At 70.9% G+C, this 17,786-nt stretch carries 17 protein-coding genes; 6 read left to right on the top strand and 11 right to left on the bottom strand.

What is annotated here, in order from left to right:
- Positions 1–210 precede the first annotated feature (210 nt).
- The 3 genes from IE239_RS03045 to IE239_RS03035 form a co-directional block, all read right to left on the bottom strand.
- A complete protein-coding gene (locus IE239_RS03045; protein WP_190147647.1) occupies positions 211–1,050 on the bottom strand; it encodes a DUF4142 domain-containing protein in 840 nt (279 codons plus the stop codon).
- Between the two features lie 256 nt (positions 1,051–1,306).
- Positions 1,307–2,710 carry an MbnB/TglH/ChrH family RiPP precursor modification enzyme gene (locus IE239_RS03040; protein WP_190147646.1) on the bottom strand — a complete coding sequence of 468 codons (1,404 nt, stop codon included), beginning with the start codon at positions 2,708–2,710 and terminating at the stop codon, positions 1,307–1,309.
- Positions 2,711–2,995: 285 nt separating this feature from the next.
- The gene (locus tag IE239_RS03035; RefSeq protein WP_190147645.1) at positions 2,996–3,697 is read right to left on the bottom strand and encodes a peptidyl-tRNA hydrolase; all 702 of its coding nucleotides are present in this window, start codon (positions 3,695–3,697) and stop codon (positions 2,996–2,998) included.
- A gap of 173 nt (positions 3,698–3,870) precedes the next feature.
- Between IE239_RS03035 and IE239_RS03030 the strand changes: the two genes are divergently transcribed.
- Together IE239_RS03030 and IE239_RS03025 are read left to right on the top strand one after the other, a co-directional pair.
- On the top strand, positions 3,871–4,788 hold the full coding sequence (locus IE239_RS03030; RefSeq protein WP_190147644.1) for an ATP-binding cassette domain-containing protein: 918 nt from the start codon (positions 3,871–3,873) through the stop codon (positions 4,786–4,788).
- Positions 4,785–5,456 carry an ABC transporter gene (locus tag IE239_RS03025; protein WP_190147643.1) on the top strand — a complete coding sequence of 224 codons (672 nt, stop codon included), beginning with the start codon at positions 4,785–4,787 and terminating at the stop codon, positions 5,454–5,456. The genes IE239_RS03030 and IE239_RS03025 overlap by 4 nt, the downstream gene beginning before the upstream one ends.
- 228 nt (positions 5,457–5,684) lie before the next feature.
- Here the strand turns inward: IE239_RS03025 and IE239_RS41770 are convergent, their stop codons facing one another.
- The 8 genes from IE239_RS41770 to zapE form a co-directional block, all read right to left on the bottom strand.
- Positions 5,685–5,873, bottom strand: coding sequence for a hypothetical protein (locus tag IE239_RS41770; protein WP_229877728.1), 189 nt, complete (start codon positions 5,871–5,873; stop codon positions 5,685–5,687).
- Positions 5,874–5,973: 100 nt separating this feature from the next.
- Positions 5,974–6,873 (bottom strand): polysaccharide deacetylase family protein, encoded by a 900-nt coding sequence (locus IE239_RS03020; protein WP_190147642.1) that lies wholly within the window; start codon positions 6,871–6,873, stop codon positions 5,974–5,976.
- Between the two features lie 388 nt (positions 6,874–7,261).
- On the bottom strand, positions 7,262–8,635 hold the full coding sequence (locus IE239_RS03015) for an alkaline phosphatase PhoX (RefSeq protein WP_190147641.1): 1,374 nt from the start codon (positions 8,633–8,635) through the stop codon (positions 7,262–7,264).
- A gap of 273 nt (positions 8,636–8,908) precedes the next feature.
- The gene (locus tag IE239_RS03010) at positions 8,909–9,874 is read right to left on the bottom strand and encodes a slipin family protein (RefSeq protein WP_190147640.1); all 966 of its coding nucleotides are present in this window, start codon (positions 9,872–9,874) and stop codon (positions 8,909–8,911) included.
- A gap of 163 nt (positions 9,875–10,037) precedes the next feature.
- Positions 10,038–11,558: a SulP family inorganic anion transporter gene (locus tag IE239_RS03005; protein WP_190147639.1), complete on the bottom strand. Its 1,521-nt coding sequence runs from the start codon at positions 11,556–11,558 to the stop codon at positions 10,038–10,040.
- Entirely contained in the window at positions 11,555–12,136 is a 582-nt protein-coding gene (locus tag IE239_RS03000; protein WP_190147638.1) for a carbonic anhydrase, read from the bottom strand. The genes IE239_RS03005 and IE239_RS03000 overlap by 4 nt, the downstream gene beginning before the upstream one ends.
- Positions 12,137–12,223: 87 nt before the next feature.
- Complete coding sequence (locus tag IE239_RS02995; protein ID WP_190147637.1) at positions 12,224–12,637, bottom strand: hypothetical protein; 414 nt, start codon at positions 12,635–12,637, stop codon at positions 12,224–12,226.
- A gap of 183 nt (positions 12,638–12,820) precedes the next feature.
- Positions 12,821–13,927 (bottom strand): cell division protein ZapE, encoded by a 1,107-nt coding sequence (zapE, locus tag IE239_RS02990; RefSeq protein WP_190147636.1) that lies wholly within the window; start codon positions 13,925–13,927, stop codon positions 12,821–12,823.
- Between the two features lie 37 nt (positions 13,928–13,964).
- Here zapE and IE239_RS02985 point away from each other — a divergent pair, with 37 nt between their 5' ends.
- The 4 genes from IE239_RS02985 (at position 13,965) to msrB (ending at position 17,712) form a co-directional block, all read left to right on the top strand.
- Positions 13,965–14,792: a pyrimidine reductase family protein gene (locus IE239_RS02985; RefSeq protein WP_190147635.1), complete on the top strand. Its 828-nt coding sequence runs from the start codon at positions 13,965–13,967 to the stop codon at positions 14,790–14,792.
- 199 nt (positions 14,793–14,991) lie between these two features.
- Entirely contained in the window at positions 14,992–15,465 is a 474-nt protein-coding gene (locus IE239_RS02980; protein ID WP_190147634.1) for an indole-3-glycerol phosphate synthase, read from the top strand.
- Between the two features lie 437 nt (positions 15,466–15,902).
- Positions 15,903–17,288 carry a UDP-N-acetylmuramate--L-alanine ligase gene (murC, locus tag IE239_RS02975; RefSeq protein ID WP_190147633.1) on the top strand — a complete coding sequence of 462 codons (1,386 nt, stop codon included), beginning with the start codon at positions 15,903–15,905 and terminating at the stop codon, positions 17,286–17,288.
- Positions 17,289–17,301: 13 nt separating this feature from the next.
- Entirely contained in the window at positions 17,302–17,712 is a 411-nt protein-coding gene (gene msrB, locus IE239_RS02970; protein WP_190147632.1) for a peptide-methionine (R)-S-oxide reductase MsrB, read from the top strand.
- Positions 17,713–17,786 lie beyond the last annotated feature (74 nt).

Below are 17,786 nucleotides of genomic sequence, written 5' to 3'. Positions count from 1 at the left end.
GAAGGCAAGCACCACCGGCGGGTGTCGGCGCCAATGCCCCTGTGCGCCCTCCGGCGATGGAGCGCGCCCCGGCCCTGTCTCAGTCGCGCCCGTGCGGCTCGCGACGCGCGAAGCCGGCCCGCAGGTCCGGCTCTCGGACCGCGCGGATCCTCCGTACGGCCACCGGAGGGCAGGTACGCACGGTCGTCGCCCGCGTTCGCGGACGAGGGTTCAAGAGCCGGGCGGTGGGCTCGCGGCCGCCGGCGGGAGCGTGTACGTGGGATACGACGGCGCGGGGAGCGGGACTACCGGTCCGGGACCGGACGAGGCGGCCGACGCTCCGGGTGACACGGGTGACACGGGTGACACGGGTGACACGGGTGACACGGGTGACACGGGTGGCGCGGAGGCGTCGGAGGGTGGTGGCGTGCTGCCGGTGGTCAGGTCCTGGGCGAGCGCGTCGAAGTCGACGTACCCGGTGGCCTCAAGGATCTTGATGTGGTCGAGCACGGTGGTGTTGGCGTCGTCGGCGAGCTCGCGCACCAGGGAGTTGCGGGTGCCGGCCCGTACCTGGGCGACCAGTGAGAACACCCGGCCGTGCGCGAGGCGCAGAATGTTGGCGAACCTGCTGTCATACTGCACGCCCTGCGCCGCGTCCAGCTCCGCCAGCCACCCCTTCTGCTGCTCATTGGGCTCGTCGGGCAGCGTGAGACCCAGCTGGGAGGCGACAGTGCGCACCCGCTGGTCCAGGAAGGCGTGCCCCTCGACGAGGTGCCGGCCCGCCGTCCGCACCGCCTCGGTCGTGCCCTTCGTCTGCGCCTGCTGACCTGCGGGCAGCTCCCACAGCCCGGCCAGCCGGACCTTGGTGATGAACTCCTGGTCCAGCGCGGACAGCGGCCCGTACTGGGTCGCCACAGCCTCCGCGTTCAGCACGTCCGCGCCTGCGGTCGGCTGACCGGAGTACGACCAGACCGGGAAGACCAGCGCCGCGAGGGTCGCCGCCAGACCGGTGATGATGAGCCCGGTGCCACTGAAGATGCCTCTGCCCTTGATCGGGGGTCGCGGGCGCATGGTGCCTCCTGCTCACGGCGCTGCACATTAGTGCGCTTCGGTTGCGGGACTGGCATATTACTGCGCCCGTCCCGCCAACTGCCGTACAGGGGCGAAGGATTGCATCATTCGCATATCGGTCGAAAGAGGATGCGGGGAGGGGTGGGTGAATAGGTATGAAATAGCAGTAAAGGGTTACAGTGGTCGCTCTGATTCTCTGGCGTGAGGGTGGTGTTAACCCGGGCACATTCCGGACGGAGCGACCGTATGGAGGTCGTCAGTGCCGGATGAGCGCTCGTCCCACCCGGCCCAGGCGCGACGTCCGCCGTGGCGCGGGACCTGAGCGGTCCAGCCACCAGCGGCGCAGCTCGCGACGGGACCGCCCCTGCGCGGCGCGGGTGCCCCGCAGCATTTCCTCGGCGAAATCCAGGGCGTCCTGCCGGTAGCCGTCGCGCATCGGGTGCCCCCGGGTGTACGCGATGAAAGCGGTCCGGTAACCGTCTCCGAGAATCAGCGGCAGCTCCGGTGCGACCTTCGCCACCACGTCCGCCCGCTTCGCCGCGAGCGCCCGCGCCTGCACACCGAGCCTCACCCGGTCGAAACCCTCGGGAACCGGTGTCCCGGCGACCAGGGCGGACAGCAGGGCCGCCTGAGCGAGCCCGAGACGCTGACGGGCTGCCTCGGCTGGGGTATCCGCTGCGTCCGGAGCGGCTGGGGTGTCAGGGGTGGCCGGGACGGCTGAGGTGTCAGGAGTGGCGAGGGCGACTGGGGTGGCGAGGGTGTCGGGAGTGGTCGGCGCGTGTGTCACGCCGTGCGTTCCGGTGCTCGAAGAGGTTCGCGCGCCGGAGCCCTGGGCCGCCCCGGTCTGGACAGCTGTCCGAATCGCGGCCAACTCCCTCTCCAGATCGGTCGGTTCGGGGAAGTTGTCGTCCCGCTCCAGCAATACTCCCGGCGGCGACACCCGGGAAGCGAGGTCGGTCAGAATGTCGAGGACCCGCCGAGGCACCGGATGGGCGTGGCTGTCGTGCCAGACGCCGTCCCGCTCGAAACCGCCCGCCACGTGGACGTAGGCGATGGCCTCCAGAGGCAGTTCCGCTAGCGCCTCGGCGGGATTCTCGCCGCGGTTCACGTGATTGGTGTGCAGGTTGGCCACGTCGATGAGCAGCCGTACGCCCGTACGGTCGGCCAGCTCGTAAAGGAACTGTCCCTCGGTCATCTCCTCGCCCGGCCACGCCACGAGCGCGGCGATGTTCTCGACCGCGAGCGGCACGGGCAACGCGTCCTGAGCTATGCGCACGTTCTCGCACAGCACGTCGAGGGCGTCGCGCGTGCGCGGTACGGGCAGCAGGTGTCCGGCCTCCAGCCGTGGCGACCCCGTCAAAGGGCCGCCCGCGCGGACGAACGCGATGTGCTCGGTGACCAGAGGCGACCCCAGTGCCTCGGCCCGCTGGGCGAGGGCGGCCAGGCGCTCCCGGTCGGGCCGTTCCGCGTCGCCGAGCCCGAGCGAGACGCCGTGCGGAACGACGGTGATCCCCCGCTCGCGGAGCCGTAGGAGGGAAGCGGGCAGGTGCCCTGGACAGACGTTCTCTGCGACGGCCTCGACCCAGTCGATGCCCGGCATCCGCTCCACGGCGTCCGCGATCTCCGGCCGCCAGCCGATCCCCGTCCCCAGTCGCCTCATGGTCCCCGCCTCCTTCGTTCCCCCTGCGTGGTGACGGTGGTATGGCCCCACTGTCCTCCGCCGAACCGCCTGGGACTCCCCTTCAGAGCAACATTTGAGGTTCGCGCGCGGAAGTGCAGCGGAAGGGTAGAGGGGCGGACAGGGCAGACGGGCGCACAGGGGAGGGGTACAGAGGGGGCACCGGAGCGGCGGCAGCAGCCGGCGGACAAGGGAGGGTGGGGCAGGGGCAGGGGCAGGGGCAGGGGCAGGGGCAGGGGAGGGAGCGGAAGAGCGGAGGGAGAGGGATCAGCGGGTGCGCAGGGCCGGATGCTCCGCGACGACGGTGCAACTGCCCGGGGCGATCTCGGTGAAGCCCGCGTCCCGCACCAACGGCAGCCCGCTCGCCGTCAGTTCATGCCACCGCCGCCGATCCGCGGTCCGTACAGCGAGCGGGAATCCCGCCTCGCGCCAGCCGGCCCGTTCGGCGTCCGACAGTTCCCACCAGGCGAGCTGCGCGCCATGCCCGGCCTGGGCCATCGCCTTGCCCGCGGACATCGCGACGTCCGGACTCATCCACAGCACGACCGTCCCCGGCTCGACGTCCGCAGGGGTTTCCGGATCGTCGAGATCGGTTCCTGAAACTTGCAGCTTCGCCAGTTCCTTCGGCCACCCGTCCAGCGGCACGGGCGGAAACACCCGCACCTCAGCCGACTTGCCGGTAACCGTGATCCCCGGCAACTCCCCGGCTCGCCGCCACTCGGCCCCCCGGGCCCGTCGCACCACCTTGCGAATCCGGGCGTCCTGCCAGTCCGTCATGACCTGTGCCCACTCGCCGTCCCCGACGGACCGCTCGTCGGCGAGCATGACCAGCACGGCACGAGCAGCGGTCTCCAAGGCGTCGGTACGGGCCGGGGGCGCGGACTTCTCTATCCGTACGACGAGCGGCAACACGAACTGCGGAGCCTGGTCACGAGGGTTCGGCTCGGTCTGAAAGGGACTCTCACTCACAGGCGCAGGCTACTTGACCGACGGACCCCGCAGCAGTCGGCGCCTCTGTGGCGTTGCCCGTGGCGGCAGGCGGCTGTCCCTGCCCCCCCACCGAGTCGTCCGGAACGCGGTAACCGCTTCTACTCGTTCTCATGCCACCAGGGCGCGGCCCTCTCGCGAAAGGTATGGTCTTCATGAAGCGCGATCTACGCCTGGACGATGTAAGCCGCCGCTATGGGTTACGCGGCCCGTGGGTGCTGCGCAACGTGCATCTGGGACTGGCCCCCGGCAGCCTCACCCGCATCGACGGCCCCAACGGCAGCGGCAAGTCCACACTTCTCCGGCTCCTCGCCGGGATCGACGCGCCCACGGAGGGCAGCATCACGGGCCGCCCCCGCACCGCCTACGTGCCTGAACGCTTCCCCGCCGCCCTCCCCTTCACCGCCTTCGGCTATCTGACTCATCTCGGCACGGTGCACGGCCTGCCCCGAGTGTCGGCCGAGCGGGCCGCGGAGGAGTGGCTGGACCGCTTCGGCGCGGTCGCCCACGCCCGCACGCCCATGACCCGCCTCTCCAAGGGCAGCAGCCAGAAGGTCGCCGTCGCCCAGGCGCTCCTCGCCGAGCCCGAGCTGCTGATCCTGGACGAAGCGTGGACCGGCCTGGACGCGGACGCGCGGGCCGAACTGGAACGAGCGGTCGCCGAGCGGAGGGCCGCCGGCGCGGCCGTCGTCTTCGTCGACCACGACCCCCGCCGTCTCGCCGGGGCCGCGGACACCGCCTACACGGTGCGCGACGGTGGCCTCCACCGCCGTGCCGGCGAAGAACCGGCCGTCGTACCCGACGGCCCGCACATGATCATCGAGGTACACGGCGCGGCCGCCCCGCTTCCCGCGGAGGTGCTCCGCCTGGCCGTCGTCGCCGAGGAGACGGCCGAGCGGCTCCATGTGCTCACTGTCCCCGCCTCCCACTCCGACGTCCTGCTCCGCGCTCTGCTGACCGCCCGCCCGCCGTGGCACGTGGTGAGCGTCCGCCACGACGGAAGCGGAGATGCGAGCCAGAACGAGGGCCGAGACGACAGCCAGGAACACAGCCAGGATGAGAGTTGCCGATGACTGCCCTATTGCGTTACCAGACCGCCCTGTTGGTGCGGTCGCAGCGCTGGCTGCCGCCGTTCTTGCTGTACACCGCTTCGCTCGGCATCGGCGTACAGGGCGGCCAGCCGCTGCTGGACTCTCTCGGCTACGCCGCCGCCTTCCTGTTGCCCGTCGCCGCCTGGCTGGTGCGGATCTGTGTCGCCAACGAACCCCCGACCGCTCGTGCAGTGGTCGCGGCAGCCGTCGGTCCGGCCCGGGCACACCTGGCTTCCGTGCTGGTCGCGCTGACTTCGGCCGCTGTGCTCGGCACGATCACGACAGCGATCGTCACGCTCATCAGCGACCCCGTCGGCAGCGATCACCAGAGACGGGTTCCCGTCCTCGAAGCCGCAGGCGCCGGCCTGCTCGCGGTCCTGACCTGTGCACTGCTCGGCACGGCGGTCGGCGCGCTCACCGCCTGGCCCGTGCTGCGCTCGACGGGTCGGGCGGTGCCCGCGCTGCTGCTGGCGGCCCTGCTGGCGCTGGTCGTGAGCGGTTCACCCGCCCACGCGGCCGTCAGCGGTCTGGTCGGCGGCTCCCACACGGCGACGGTCCACACACCGGTCCTGCCCCTGGCCGCGGCAGCCCTGCTGAGCGCTGCGGCAATCGCCGCGTCTTGTTCGCTCACTTCCCGACGATCCCCTTGAGGGGAGAGGGAAGAGAAGGGAAGAGGGGACAGGAAGAGAAGGGGACAGGAAGGGGAGGAAGCGGGAAGGTGAGGAGGCGGGGAACGAGCCTCGGGGTGCCGCATCGGGTAAGCGATTACTGAAAGCCACAGCGACGGTAAACGGATACGCAATAAATCGCTCTCAGTGAGCGGTTACGCGCAGCGGACCGACTGGAAGCGGTTACGTAAAGTAAGTGGGCGTGAGCGATTACCCGGAGCAAGCGGTCCGCTGAGCCTCCTGCCACTCGCACGCCGGGCACAACGTGACCCCTTTGTGTGACTCCGGGTATTCGGTGGGCTTCCTGCACAGGACGCACTCCGCGTATGGCGGCCCGTCAGCCCTGGGCGGAGTCGTCGCGTCGATCAAGCAGTAATCCCGTTCGGTTTCGCCACTCATGCCTTCAGCGTACGAAAACTTCTCCGCCCATGAGATCGGCGCTCGAGGTCGCTGGGTGACACGGGGGGCCGGTCCGGGCGACGCACACGAGCCGCACGAGTCAGTGTCGCGCGTTCGCCGTGCCGATCAGTTCCGACACCTTCACGAACCGGTATCCCTGGCGGCGCAGTTCAGGCACGACCGTCCGTACCACCTGCTCGGTCGTCGGGGCGGCGCTTCGGGTGCAGTGCATCACGACCACTGAGCCGGGCTTCACACCCTGCAACACCTGTTGAGCCACTGCGTCGGCGTCCGTTGCGAAAGCGTCTCCACTCACCACGTCCCACTGAACGGCGGTCACACCGGTGCCGCTCACCGCGCGCAGTGCCCGCCGGTCGTAGCAGCCGCCGGGAAAACGGAAATAGGGCATCGGCTCCGGCACTCCGGCCTTGTGAAGCGCGGTGTACGCCCGCTCCACGTCCTCTCGCATCCGGTCCTCGGGGACGGTCGGCAGGCCGTAGCAGTCATCGGTGAAGGCGAAGTGGCTGTAGGAGTGGTTCGCGATCTCGAACAGGGAGTCGCGGCCGATGGAACGGGCTTGGTCCGGGTACTCCTCCGCCCAACGACCCGTCATGAACACGGTGGCCGGCACCTTCAGCGTACGCAACGCCGCGATCAGCCCGGGGTTGTCGAAGTGCTCGCCCGCAGCCGCCCGGCCGCCCTGGTCAGCGGTCATGTCGGCGTCGAAGGTGAGGGCGACCGTCTTGCCGGGAGCGCGGGGCGCGTTGCGGAAGACAGGGGTGAGGCCGGCCGGTCCGGGCGCGAGCGTCGGGGGCCGGGACGGGGCGGCGGGGGCGTGGGAGAGGGGCGCCGACGGATGGCCCGGGGCGGCGGAAGCGGGAGACGAGGAGGCCGTGCGGGGAGTCGGGGTCTGCTGAGGGCTTCCGCAGGCGGCGAGGGCTCCGAGAGTGGTGCCGAGCGCGCAGAGGGCGACCAGGCGGCGACAAGCGGGAGTGATCATCGTATGAAGATATGAGAAATGCGTCGGCGTCCGCGTCGGCACGTGACCGCGTCCCATGCGCTGTCACCCGCCCGGCCGCTCGTGTGACACCGACGCAAGGGCGCAGCCATGCTTCCGGTTCCCCGAACCCTCGGGGAAGTCGGGGTGCGTCAGGCGCGCTCAACGCGTCTGACGCACCCGAGGTGGAGCGAAGCCCGCGGTCGACCCTCTCGACTGACGCTGACGGGAGAGGTTCTCATCGACCGGGCCCGGTCTCGTCCGGGATGTCCGTGAGGCATCGCCGGCTCGGTCCGCGGCGGCCGTGGGGCGCGGGACGTCGGGACGCGGCCGGAGGCGGTGCCGTGCGGTTGCTCCGTGCGGCGCACACCGTCCGCTGCGCCGACCGGACCTAACGCCGCCAGGGCCCCGTCACGGCGAAGGTCGTCCCGGGCGTGTAGCAGTTGACGTACATCGTCCCACCGTCGGGAGAGAAGGTGACGCCGGCGAACTCGCCCCACTCCGGGGCCTCGGGCGTTCCGATGTTCTGGCGGCCCCGCGCCATCGCGTACACCTCGCCGGTCCTGGTCACGCCGAAGACGTGCTGGGCGCCGTTGCCGTCCTCGCAGACCATCAGGCCGCCGCTCGGGGCGAGACAGATGTTGTCGGGGGACTCTCCGGGCAGCTGCACGTCCGTGTCCGGGCCGAAGCGGACGACGAGCGTGAGGCGACGTTGCTGGGGGTCGTAGCGCCAGATCTGACCGAAGTGATCGGCTGCCGACCCGTCCGAACCGCGCGCGAACGAGGAGACGAAGTACACGCACCGACCGCCCCAGTAACAACCCTCCAGCTTCTGGGCGTGCGTAATGCCTTTGGGGCCGAAGTCCTGCAGGCGGACCGGGGTTTCCGCGGCGAGCGGATCCGGTACGTCCACCCACTCGATGCCGTCGAAGACAGCACCGGTGGTCCGGATGGAGGACAGATCCGTGACGCCGGGAACGCGCATCGCCTGCAGTCGGCCACCCGCGCGGAGAGAGCCCACCCCGCCCAACGGTTTCTCCGGGAGAAAGCGGTAGAAAAGGCCGAACGGTTTGAGAAACGCGTCCTCAGTTTCGTAAACGATCCCGCGGCGCGGATCGACAGCGATCGCCTCGTGCTGAAAACGACCCATGGCGGTCAGTGGGACGGCCCCCGTGCGGCGCGGGTCGGACGCGTCGACTTCGAAGATGAAACCATGGTCCTTTGAGTAACCGTTTGTGCCTGCCTTGTCCTCGGTCTCCTCACAGGTCAGCCAGGTGTGCCAGGGGGTGGGCCCACCCGCGCAGTTGACGGCCGTTCCCGCGATGGCGACCCGCTCGGAAAGGACCTTGTTCCGGGAGTCCAGCGTCAGGGCCGTGCAGCCGCCCTTGCCGGCCGGGTCGTAGGTCAGGCCCTCGACCGTGGGCACGGGGTGCGCGGCGGTGGGGCGGTTCTCGTGGTTGCGCACGAGGTGGACCCGACCGCCGTGACCGGGCAGTGCCGTCATACCGTCATGGTTCGAGGGCACCGAGCCCTCGCCGGAGCGTAGAGGGTCCCCCTCGCGGGACAGGACCCGGTAGCGGAAGCCTTTGGGGAGGTCGAGCAGACCTTTCGGGTCGGGCACGAGGGGGCCGTAGCCTTCGTGACCGACGTCCTGTGCGGCGGCGGTTCCCGCGAAGAGCTCGGAGAGCGCGCCGGTGAACGCGATGCTCAATCCCGCTCCAAGGGCGCCGCTGCCGACGAGGATCTGACGTCGTGTCGCAGACATGGGGAAACCTTCCTGCTGGCGGACAGGAACTGTGATCCCGCTGTGTCTATCACCCGGAGTGCGCTCCGGGAACCACGCCTGTAGCACGTGTCATTCGTCGAAAGCCTGCGATGGAGGCGAGTCGAGGATATGAGAGGGCGCAGTGGATGCGGTGGAAAGTGCCGGAGATGGAATGGGAAGTGGCGCAGGGCGGAGGTGGTCAGGATTTGGTGGGGTGGGGGGCAGCGAGGAATTTGGGTGCGACTGCACCGGACGCGGTCGCGTAAGCGGTTTCTACGCCCCCTCCGGCGGTTCTTGCGTAAGCGGTTGCTTGGTCCCCTCCGGTGATTGTTGCGGTAGCGGTTTCTGCTCCCCGTCCACCGACCGTTGAGACACCGGTTGTTGCCCCTTCTCCGCAAGCTGTTGTGGTACCGCTTCCTGCACCACCCCCGGCGGCTGTTGCTGCACCGGTTGCTGCTGCACCAGTGGTTGCTGTACCGGTTGCTGTGCCTTCTCCAAGAAGCGCAGCAGTTCGACCGGGAACGGCAGGACGAGTGTGGAGTTCTTCTCCGCGGCGACCGCCACCACCGTCTGGAGCAGGCGCAACTGCAGGGCGGCCGGCTGCTCCGACATCTCCTTGGCCGCTTCGGCGAGCTTCTTGGAGGCCTGGAGCTCGGCGTCCGCGTTGATGATCCGAGCCCGCCGCTCCCGGTCGGCTTCGGCCTGGCGGGCCATCGAGCGCTTCATCGTGTCGGGCAGGGACACGTCTTTGATCTCGACACGGTCGATCTGGACGCCCCAGCCCACGGCAGGGCTGTCGATCATCAGTTCCAGGCCTTCGTTGAGCTTCTCCCGGTTCGACAGCAGGTCGTCCAGCTCGCTCTTGCCGATGATCGAGCGCAGGGAGGTCTGGGCCATCTGTGAGACGGCGAAACGGTAATCCTCGACGTTGATGATCGCGGCAGCGGCGTCCACCACCCGGAAGTACACGACGGCGTCGACCCGCACGGTCACGTTGTCGCGGGTGATGCCCTCCTGGCCGGGGACGGGCATCGTCACGATCTGCAGGTTGACCTTGCGCAGCCGGTCCACGGCGGGGATGACGAGGGTGAGCCCCGGTGGGCGGACGTCGCCGTGCAGGCGGCCGAGGCGCAGGACCACGCCGCGCTCGTACTGCCTGACGACCCGTGCGGCGGCGGCGAGGTACACGGCGGCTCCGGCGGCGACCGCCGCGGCCGCACCCAGCAACTCCTGGAGCATGACGACCCCCTCGACCAGAGGTTCGTGACAGCCGTTCTGTCTGCTCCTGTCAACGATATGCCCGCTGTCCGGTCCGGGGCCACGTCCCATGGCCCATGGCCCACGTCCCATGGCCCACGTCCCGTGGTCCGGACCGCACAGCGGGCTCAGCCGGCCCGGGCCGCTACCCGGTCGTCACGCGTTGCGTGACTTTCACCGGCTCCGTGACCTTCACCGGTTCGGTGCCGACCGCGCTGTGCCGCTCCGCCCAGGTCTCGAGGGCCGTACGGCAGGCGTGGTCGAGGTGGTGCAGGCCGGAGAGGTCCACCACCACCGGGCGGTCCTGCGGAAGGGCCTCCAGGCTGTCGAGGATCTTCGGCAGGCGCAGGAAGGTCGCGTTGCCCGACAGATGCGCCTGGACGGGTCCCGCGCCCTTGTCGACGATCTCCAGCTTGAGGTGCGAGGCCTCCCAGGCGGTCTTGACCACGGCCAGCGCCAGACCGATGAGGACGCCCTCGAACATGCTGACCGCGACGATGGACACGGCCGTGACGACGAGGACCAGCGCTTCTCCGCGGTGCTCGCGCCACAGTCCGGCGATGGTCCGCACGGGCACGAGCTTGCCGCCCGCGTGCACGAGGATGCCGGCCAGCGCCGGGACGGGGATGTAGGCCAGCGCACCCGGCAGCAGGGCCGCGAACAGCAGCAGCCACACGCCGTGCAGCACCCGGGACGTCTTCGTGCGGGCGCCCGCCTGCACGTTGGCGGCACTGCGCACGATCACCGCGGTCATCGGCAGCGCGCCGAGGATCCCGCAGATCGTGTTGCCCGCGCCCTGCGCCATCAGTTCCTTGTCGTACTCGGTGCGCGGGCCGTCGTGCAGCCGGTCCACGGCCGCCGCGCTGAACAGCGACTCGGCCGACGCGATCAGGGTGAACGCGACGATCGTGCCGAGCAGGCCGACGTCCGCCAGGTCGCCGAAGGCGCTGAGCGGCGGGGGCTGGAGGGAGCCCAGCAGGCCCTGGACCTCGACGGTGGCCACCGGCAGGTCGAGCAGCAGGGCGGCGAGCGTGGCCAGGCCCACCGCGGCGAGCGGGCCCGGCACGGTGCGCGCCTTCGCGGGCAACCGCTTCCACAACACCAGCACCGCGATGGTGCCGGCGCCGAGCAGGAGGGAGGCGGACGCGTCGGCGTCGCCGACGGCGTCCGCGAGCGTCCCGGGCAGTCCGGCGATCTTCTCCAGGCCGGACTCGGGGGCCTTGCCGTCGGCCATCGAGTACAGCTGCCCGGCGATCAGCACCAGACCGATTCCGGCCAGCATGCCCTCGACGACCGAGATCGAGATGGCCCGGAACCAGCGACCCAGCCTCAGGGCGCCCATGGCGAGCTGCAGCACTCCCGTGGCGAGGACGATCACTCCGAGGGCGGGCAGACCGAACTCCCGCACCGCCTCGTAGACCAGCACGGTCAGACCGGCCGCGGGACCGGACACCTGCAGGGAGCTGCCCCGCAGGAGACCGGTGACGATGCCGCCGACGATGCCGGTCACGAGCCCGAGCTCGGCCGGCACGCCGGAGGCCACGGCCACGCCCACGCACAGCGGGAGCGCCACCAGGAAGACCACGAGGGAAGCGGAGAAGTCCTGCTTGAGGTGGGGGAACCGGGATATTCGCACGGGAGCGCCGTGGTCCGTCGCGGCGCTCACAGGGCCTCGAAGCCGTCCGTGTCGACGCGGTGTTCGCGTACGGCGCCGGTGTGCACCTCGTAGTACCAGCCGCGGACCCGGATCCGGCCGTCCGCCAGCCGCTTCTCGACGCAGGGGTAGGAACGCAGCCGCAGCAGCTGGGCGAGCACGTGGTTCTGCACCGCCGTCATGACGGTCGGGTCGGCGGGGTCGGCGGCCTCCGGCTCGTCCGCGGCGTGCGCGAGCCAGTCGCGTACGGCCGGGACGCCGTCGAGGTCGTCGCCGCGGACCAGCGCGCCGACGGCGCCGCAGTGCGAGTGGCCGCAGACCACGATGTCGCTGACGCCGAGCACCTCCACGGCGTATTCGATGGTGGCCGCCTCGCCGGTGGGGCGGTCGGAACCATAGGGGGGCACGATGTTGCCCGCGGTGCGCAGTTCGAAGAGCTCGCCGGGGCGGGCGCCCGTGATCAGCGCGGGAACGACTCGGGAGTCGGAGCAGGTGATGAACAGCACCTGTGGGGACTGGCCTTCGGCGAGTTCGGCGAACTCCTCAGGGCGCTGTCCGAAGGTACGGGCGTTGTCGATGAGGGGCTGCATGGCGTGGTGACTCCTCCTGGCGCGCCGTGGGGGCGCGTCGGACGTGCAGGACACAGGACAGGTGGGGGGAAGCGCTGTTCTGCTCGCTCAGCAGCGGAAGACCTGAAGTCGCGCCGGGGAGTGGGCCGTCGAGGATCTCGACGGGCGATGGTGGCGGTCGCCGGGCCGGGCCGGCCGGTGCGCGGCCGCGGGATCCAGCGAGAGCGGTGTGCGCTCGGGTTCCTGGGGCGCCGAGGCCGCGGAGGCGCTCGTGGCGGCCCGGTTGCGGTCCCGGGTGCGCAGGGGGTCGGTGGGCCCGCCGGAGCGGTCGCAGTCGCGTTGTGTGACGGCTTTCTCACGCAACGCTTTGCCGGATGGTTTGAATCCGGGCTTGACCTTGGCTTCGGCGTGACGCACGGTGTGCGCGTGTGCGAAGGAGGACGTGGGTGCGAAGAACGGGAGGGCGAGCAGAAGGGCGGCGAGGGTCGAGATCACGGCCCGGGCCGTCGTACCACGGAACATGCGCCTCCCCCCTCACGCTGCACGTTTCTGGTCCAGATCAACGCTTGGTCAACGACTGGTCAAGAAACACGTTAACCCTGCAAGGTTGTTTGCAGGGTTAACTCCACGTTTCCAGATGGAGTGCGCCTCAAAACAGAGGAACGGGTGGCGGGAAGCGGCTCTTGACCCGACGCCCAGGATCGTTTAATGGGTCTCGACGAGCCGTCGGGCGTCGCGGGCCAGCGCCGTGAGGCGGGAGATCGCGCGGAAGTACTTCTTGCGGTAACCGCCGTTCAGCATCTCCTCGCTGAACAGCCGGTCGAAGGGGAGCCCGGACGCGAGGACCGGGACCTCACGGTCGTAGAGCCGGTCGGCCAGGACCACCAGCCTGAGCGCAGTGGACTGGTCGGGCACCGGCCGCACGTCCGTGAGGCAGACCGCCCCCAGCCCGTCGGTCAGCGCGCCGTACCGGCTCGGGTGGACCTTGGCGAGGTGCTCCAGCAGATGCGGGAAGTCGTCGAGCGAAGCGCCCTCGGTCGCGTACGCCGCCTTGGTCACCTGCTCGTCGGAGAACGGCGCCGGCGCCTCGGGCAGGCCGCGGTGGCGGTAGTCCTCACCGTCGATGCGCAGGGCTCGGAAGTGCGCCGACAGCCCCTGGATCTCGCGCAGGAAGTCGGCGGCCGCGAACCGGCCCTCGCCGAGCTTGCCGGGCAGGGTGTTGGAGGTGGCGGCGAGCGCGACGCCCGCCTCGACCAGCTTGCCGAGCAGCGTCGACACGAGAACGGTGTCTCCGGGATCGTCCAGCTCGAACTCGTCGATGCACAGCAGACGGTGGCCGGACAGGGTGCGCACGGTCTGCTGGAAGCCCAGGGCGCCGACGAGGTTGGTCAGCTCGACGAACGTGCCGAACGCCTTGAGTGCGGGCTCGGCCGGGGTGGCGTGCCACAGGGAGGCCAGCAGGTGGGTCTTGCCGACGCCGTAGCCGCCGTCCAGGTAGACGCCGCGCGGTCCGGCGGGCTGCCGGGAGGCCTTCGCCCGGCCGAAGCCGAAGAAACCCCGTCCGGCGGCGCCCGTCGCATGCGCCCCGCCCAGTCCGGCCGCGAAGGTCTCCAGAGCACCCACCGCCTCGGTCTGGCTGGGCTGGTTCGGGTCCGGGAGGTAGGTGCTGAAACGGACCGAGTCGAAGCGGGGAGGCGGCACCATCTCGGCCACCAGCCGGTCCGCGGGGACGTGCGGCCGGCGGGTGCAGAGGGACACCGGAGCCGCGTCGGCTATCGGGCTGAGACCGGGGGCGGGGGAGGAGGACGACACGGTTCCCCATGCTACGGGGCGTGCCAGACTGCCTGACATGCGACGGCTGTTCCCTGTGACCGACCAGACAGTGCCGACCCCCTCCGGCGGGAGTCCGCTCGGAGCCCGCGACGACGGGAGTGACGCGGGTCAGGACCGTGAATGGAGCCTCGACGAACTCGCCGACGCCTATGCCTACCCTGAGCCCGGCCCCGGGGAGCCGCGGCCCTGGCTGCGGGCGAACATGGTGTCCACCCTCGACGGCGCGGCCCAGCACGAAGGGCGCTCGCAGGCCATCTCCACCGCCGCCGACATGCGGATCTTCGGCACCCTGCGGGGGCTCGCGGACGTGGTCGTCGTCGGTGCGGAAACGGTACGCCTGGAGGGCTACCGTCCCGCCCGCGCGCGTGCGGAGTTCGCCCGGCGGCGGGAGGCGGCCGGGCAGGGGCCCGCGCCCGCCGTCGCGGTCGTCACCGCCGGCCTCGACCTGGACTTCTCGCTCCCCCTCTTCACCTCGCCGCTCGTCCCCACCCTGATCCTGACGGGCGCCGCCGCCGTGCCCGACAAGGTGGCGGTCGCGGAACGCGCGGGCGCACGCGTCGTGATCGCCGGCGACGGCACGGGGGTGGAGCCGGACCGGGCCGTCCGCGCCCTCGCCGACCTCGGACACACCCGGCTGCTGACCGAGGGCGGACCCCGGCTGCTGGGGCAGTTCGTCGCCGCCGGGGTGCTCGACGAGCTCTGCCTGACGGTCGCCCCGATGCTCACCGCCGGCGACGCGCAGCGGATCGCGGGCGGCCCTTCGCTCGCAGTTCCCCAGCGGTTCGCCCTGGCGTCCCTCCTGGAGGAGGAGGGTTTCCTGTTCGGCAGGTACCGGCGACCGTGAGCGTGAGGCCGCACAGGGGTCCGTATCGTCGCCGGGGCTCTCGAATCGGCGGAATCAACCGTTCCGTTTCGACTCCGGCGGGCACACTGAGTTTCGCAGCCTCCCGTGCGAGCACGGGGAAGGATGGTTTCCGCAGGGCCGCGACCGGCCCACGGAGGACAGAGGGCCACGGGGGTCCTCGCAGGAGAATGGGGCGCTGGTGTTCACAAGCGTGTTGATGATCGAGAAGGCCCTGACGTCCGCCGACGTGGAGTTCGTCACCACCTTGCACGGGGACGATCCGGTCTCCTTCCACGTGCTGCTCCAGCCACGGGGCGACCAGGCGGACCGGTTGCTGCGGGCCATCGACGACGTGGCTCTCGGCGAACTCGACGAGGCGGCTCGGGAGAACGAGACGCCGGAGGGCGACGAGGCCAAGGGCTTCGGCGTGCGGGCTCTGGAGGTGTCCCTCCAGGCGCTGCAGGCCTCCGGCAGCCCGGCGGTGGGCCGGCTGGTGGAGGACCATCCGCTGGATGCGTTGACGTCCCTGGTCGCGGAGGTCGGGGCGGACGAGGTGATCGTGCTGACCGATCCCCACTACGTCGAGGAGTTCTTCCACCGGGACTGGGCCTCCCGGGCGCGGCACAAGGTGGGCGTGCCGGTGCTGAAGCTGTTCTCGCACAGCAAGGCGTAGGGCGCAGGCCGAGCGGACGACAGTGACCGGCCTGCCGGGCCTGCCGGGGCGGCTGGGTTCGGGCGGGGCGACCGGAGTGACGGGAGTCGAGGTGCGTGTCGGCGGGGTGGAAGTGGCAGCGCCTTCCCGGTGAGAGCTGTGCGCGCCTCGAAGCCGGCCCGAGACCCGGCCGAGCAGGCAGGCGCGATGCCCGGGCCGCGAAGGCGGGCGGGACGGAGGCCGGCCGGTCCGGCGGGGTGCCGGCCGGTCTGGCGGGGTGCCGGGCCGAGGAGGCGGGCGGGGCGAGAGCTGCCGAGGCAGGTACGGGGCGGTGGAGCCGACGTGGCGGCGCTGGGCGGTGCGGGGCGGATCCCCGCGGCCCGGGTCGGCCGGGCCGGGCCCCGCCCCATAGGGTGGGGACGCACTGGACCGTCGTAGCGCACCTTGGGAGACAGCACATGGCACCCGGCCTTCCTACCGCCATGGACCGACCGCACTTCATCGGCATCGGCGGGGCCGGGATGTCGGGGATCGCGAAGATCCTGGCCCAGCGCGGGGCCAAGGTGGCCGGCAGCGACGCCAAGGAGTCGGAGACGGCGGCGGCGCTGCGAGCGCTCGGCGCGACCGTGCACATCGGGCACGCGGCCGGGCACCTGGCCGAAGACGCCAGCTGCGTCGTCGTGTCGTCGGCGATCCGCGCCGACAACCCGGAGCTCGCCCGCGCGGCCGAGCTCGGCATCCCGGTTGTCCACCGTTCGGACGCGCTCGCCCGGCTGATGGACGGGCTGCGCCCGATCGCCGTGGCCGGCACGCACGGCAAGACGACCACCACGTCCATGCTGGCGGTGTCGCTGTCCGAACTCGGGCTCGACCCCTCGTACGCGATCGGCGGCGACCTGGACGCGCCCGGCTCCAACGCGCTGCACGGCGAGGGCGAGATCTTCGTCGCCGAGGCGGATGAATCCGACCGCAGCTTCCACAAGTACGCGCCCGAGGTCGCCATCGTCCTCAACGTCGAACTCGACCACCACGCCAACTACGCCTCGATGGACGAGATCTACGACTCCTTCGAGACCTTCGCCCGGAAGATCGTGCCCGGCGGCACCCTGGTGATCACCGCCGACCACGAGGGCGCCCGCGAGCTGACCCGGCGTGTCGAGGGCGTGCGGGTGGTGACGTACGGGGAGGCCGCGGACGCCGACGTGCGGGTCCTCTCCGTCGTCCCGCAGGGACTGAAGAGCGAGGTGACCGTGGTGCTGGACGGCGAAGAGCTCGTCTTCGCGGTCTCGGTGCCCGGCCGCCACTACGCGCACAACGCCGTGGCCGCGCTGGCGGCGGGCGTCGCGCTGGGCATCCCGGCCGCGGAGCTCGCCCCCGCTCTCGCCGCGTACACGGGCGTCAAGCGCCGCCTGCAGCTCAAGGGCGAAGCGGGGGGCGTCCAGGTCGTGGACTCCTACGCCCACCACCCGACCGAGATGACGGCCGACCTGGAGGCGATGCGCGCGGCGGTCGGCGACGCCCGCATCCTCGTCCTCTTCCAGCCCCACCTGTTCTCCCGCACCCAGGAGCTCGGCACGGAGATGGGGCAGGCGCTGACCCTGGCGGACGCCTCCGTCGTCCTCGACGTCTACCCCGCCCGCGAGGACCCGATCCCGGGCGTGACCAGCGAGCTGATCATCGACGCGGCGCGCGCGGCGGGCGCCGACGTGACGGCCGTCCATGACAAGGACGAGGCGCCGTCCGTGATCGCGGGAATGGCGAAGGCAGGTGATCTCGTTCTCACCATGGGCGCGGGAGATGTGACCGACCTGGGCCCGCGCATTCTGGACCGTCTTTCGCAGTGAGGGGCTGAGGCTCATGTCGTACGACGTCGAAAAGCCGGACGAGCAGTGGCGGGCGGAGCTGACGCCTGCCGAGTACGCCGTCCTGCGCCAGGCGGCGACCGAGCCCGCGTTCACCGGGGAGTACACCGACACCAAGGCCGAGGGGGTCTACTCCTGTCGGGCCTGCGGCGCGGAACTGTTCACCTCCGACACCAAGTTCGAGTCCCACTGCGGCTGGCCGTCCTTCTTCGACCCCAAGGACACCGACGCGGTGGAGCTGATCGAGGACCGCACGCACGGGATGGTGCGCACCGAGGTGCGCTGCGCCCGCTGCGGCTCCCACCTCGGACACGTGTTCGCGGGCGAGGGGTATGCCACCCCGACCGACCAGCGGTACTGCATCAACAGCATCTCGCTGCGGCTCGCGGCGGCCGACGAGAGCTGACGGCGGCCGGCGTCCGGCGGTGACGGGCGGGACGGGGCTGACGGCGCCCCACGGTGCCGGACGGTGCCCGACGA

The organism is Streptomyces humidus (assembly GCF_014649655.1).
Lineage (GTDB): Bacteria > Actinomycetota > Actinomycetes > Streptomycetales > Streptomycetaceae > Streptomyces > Streptomyces humidus.
This window is presented reverse-complemented; position numbering and strand designations above follow the sequence as displayed.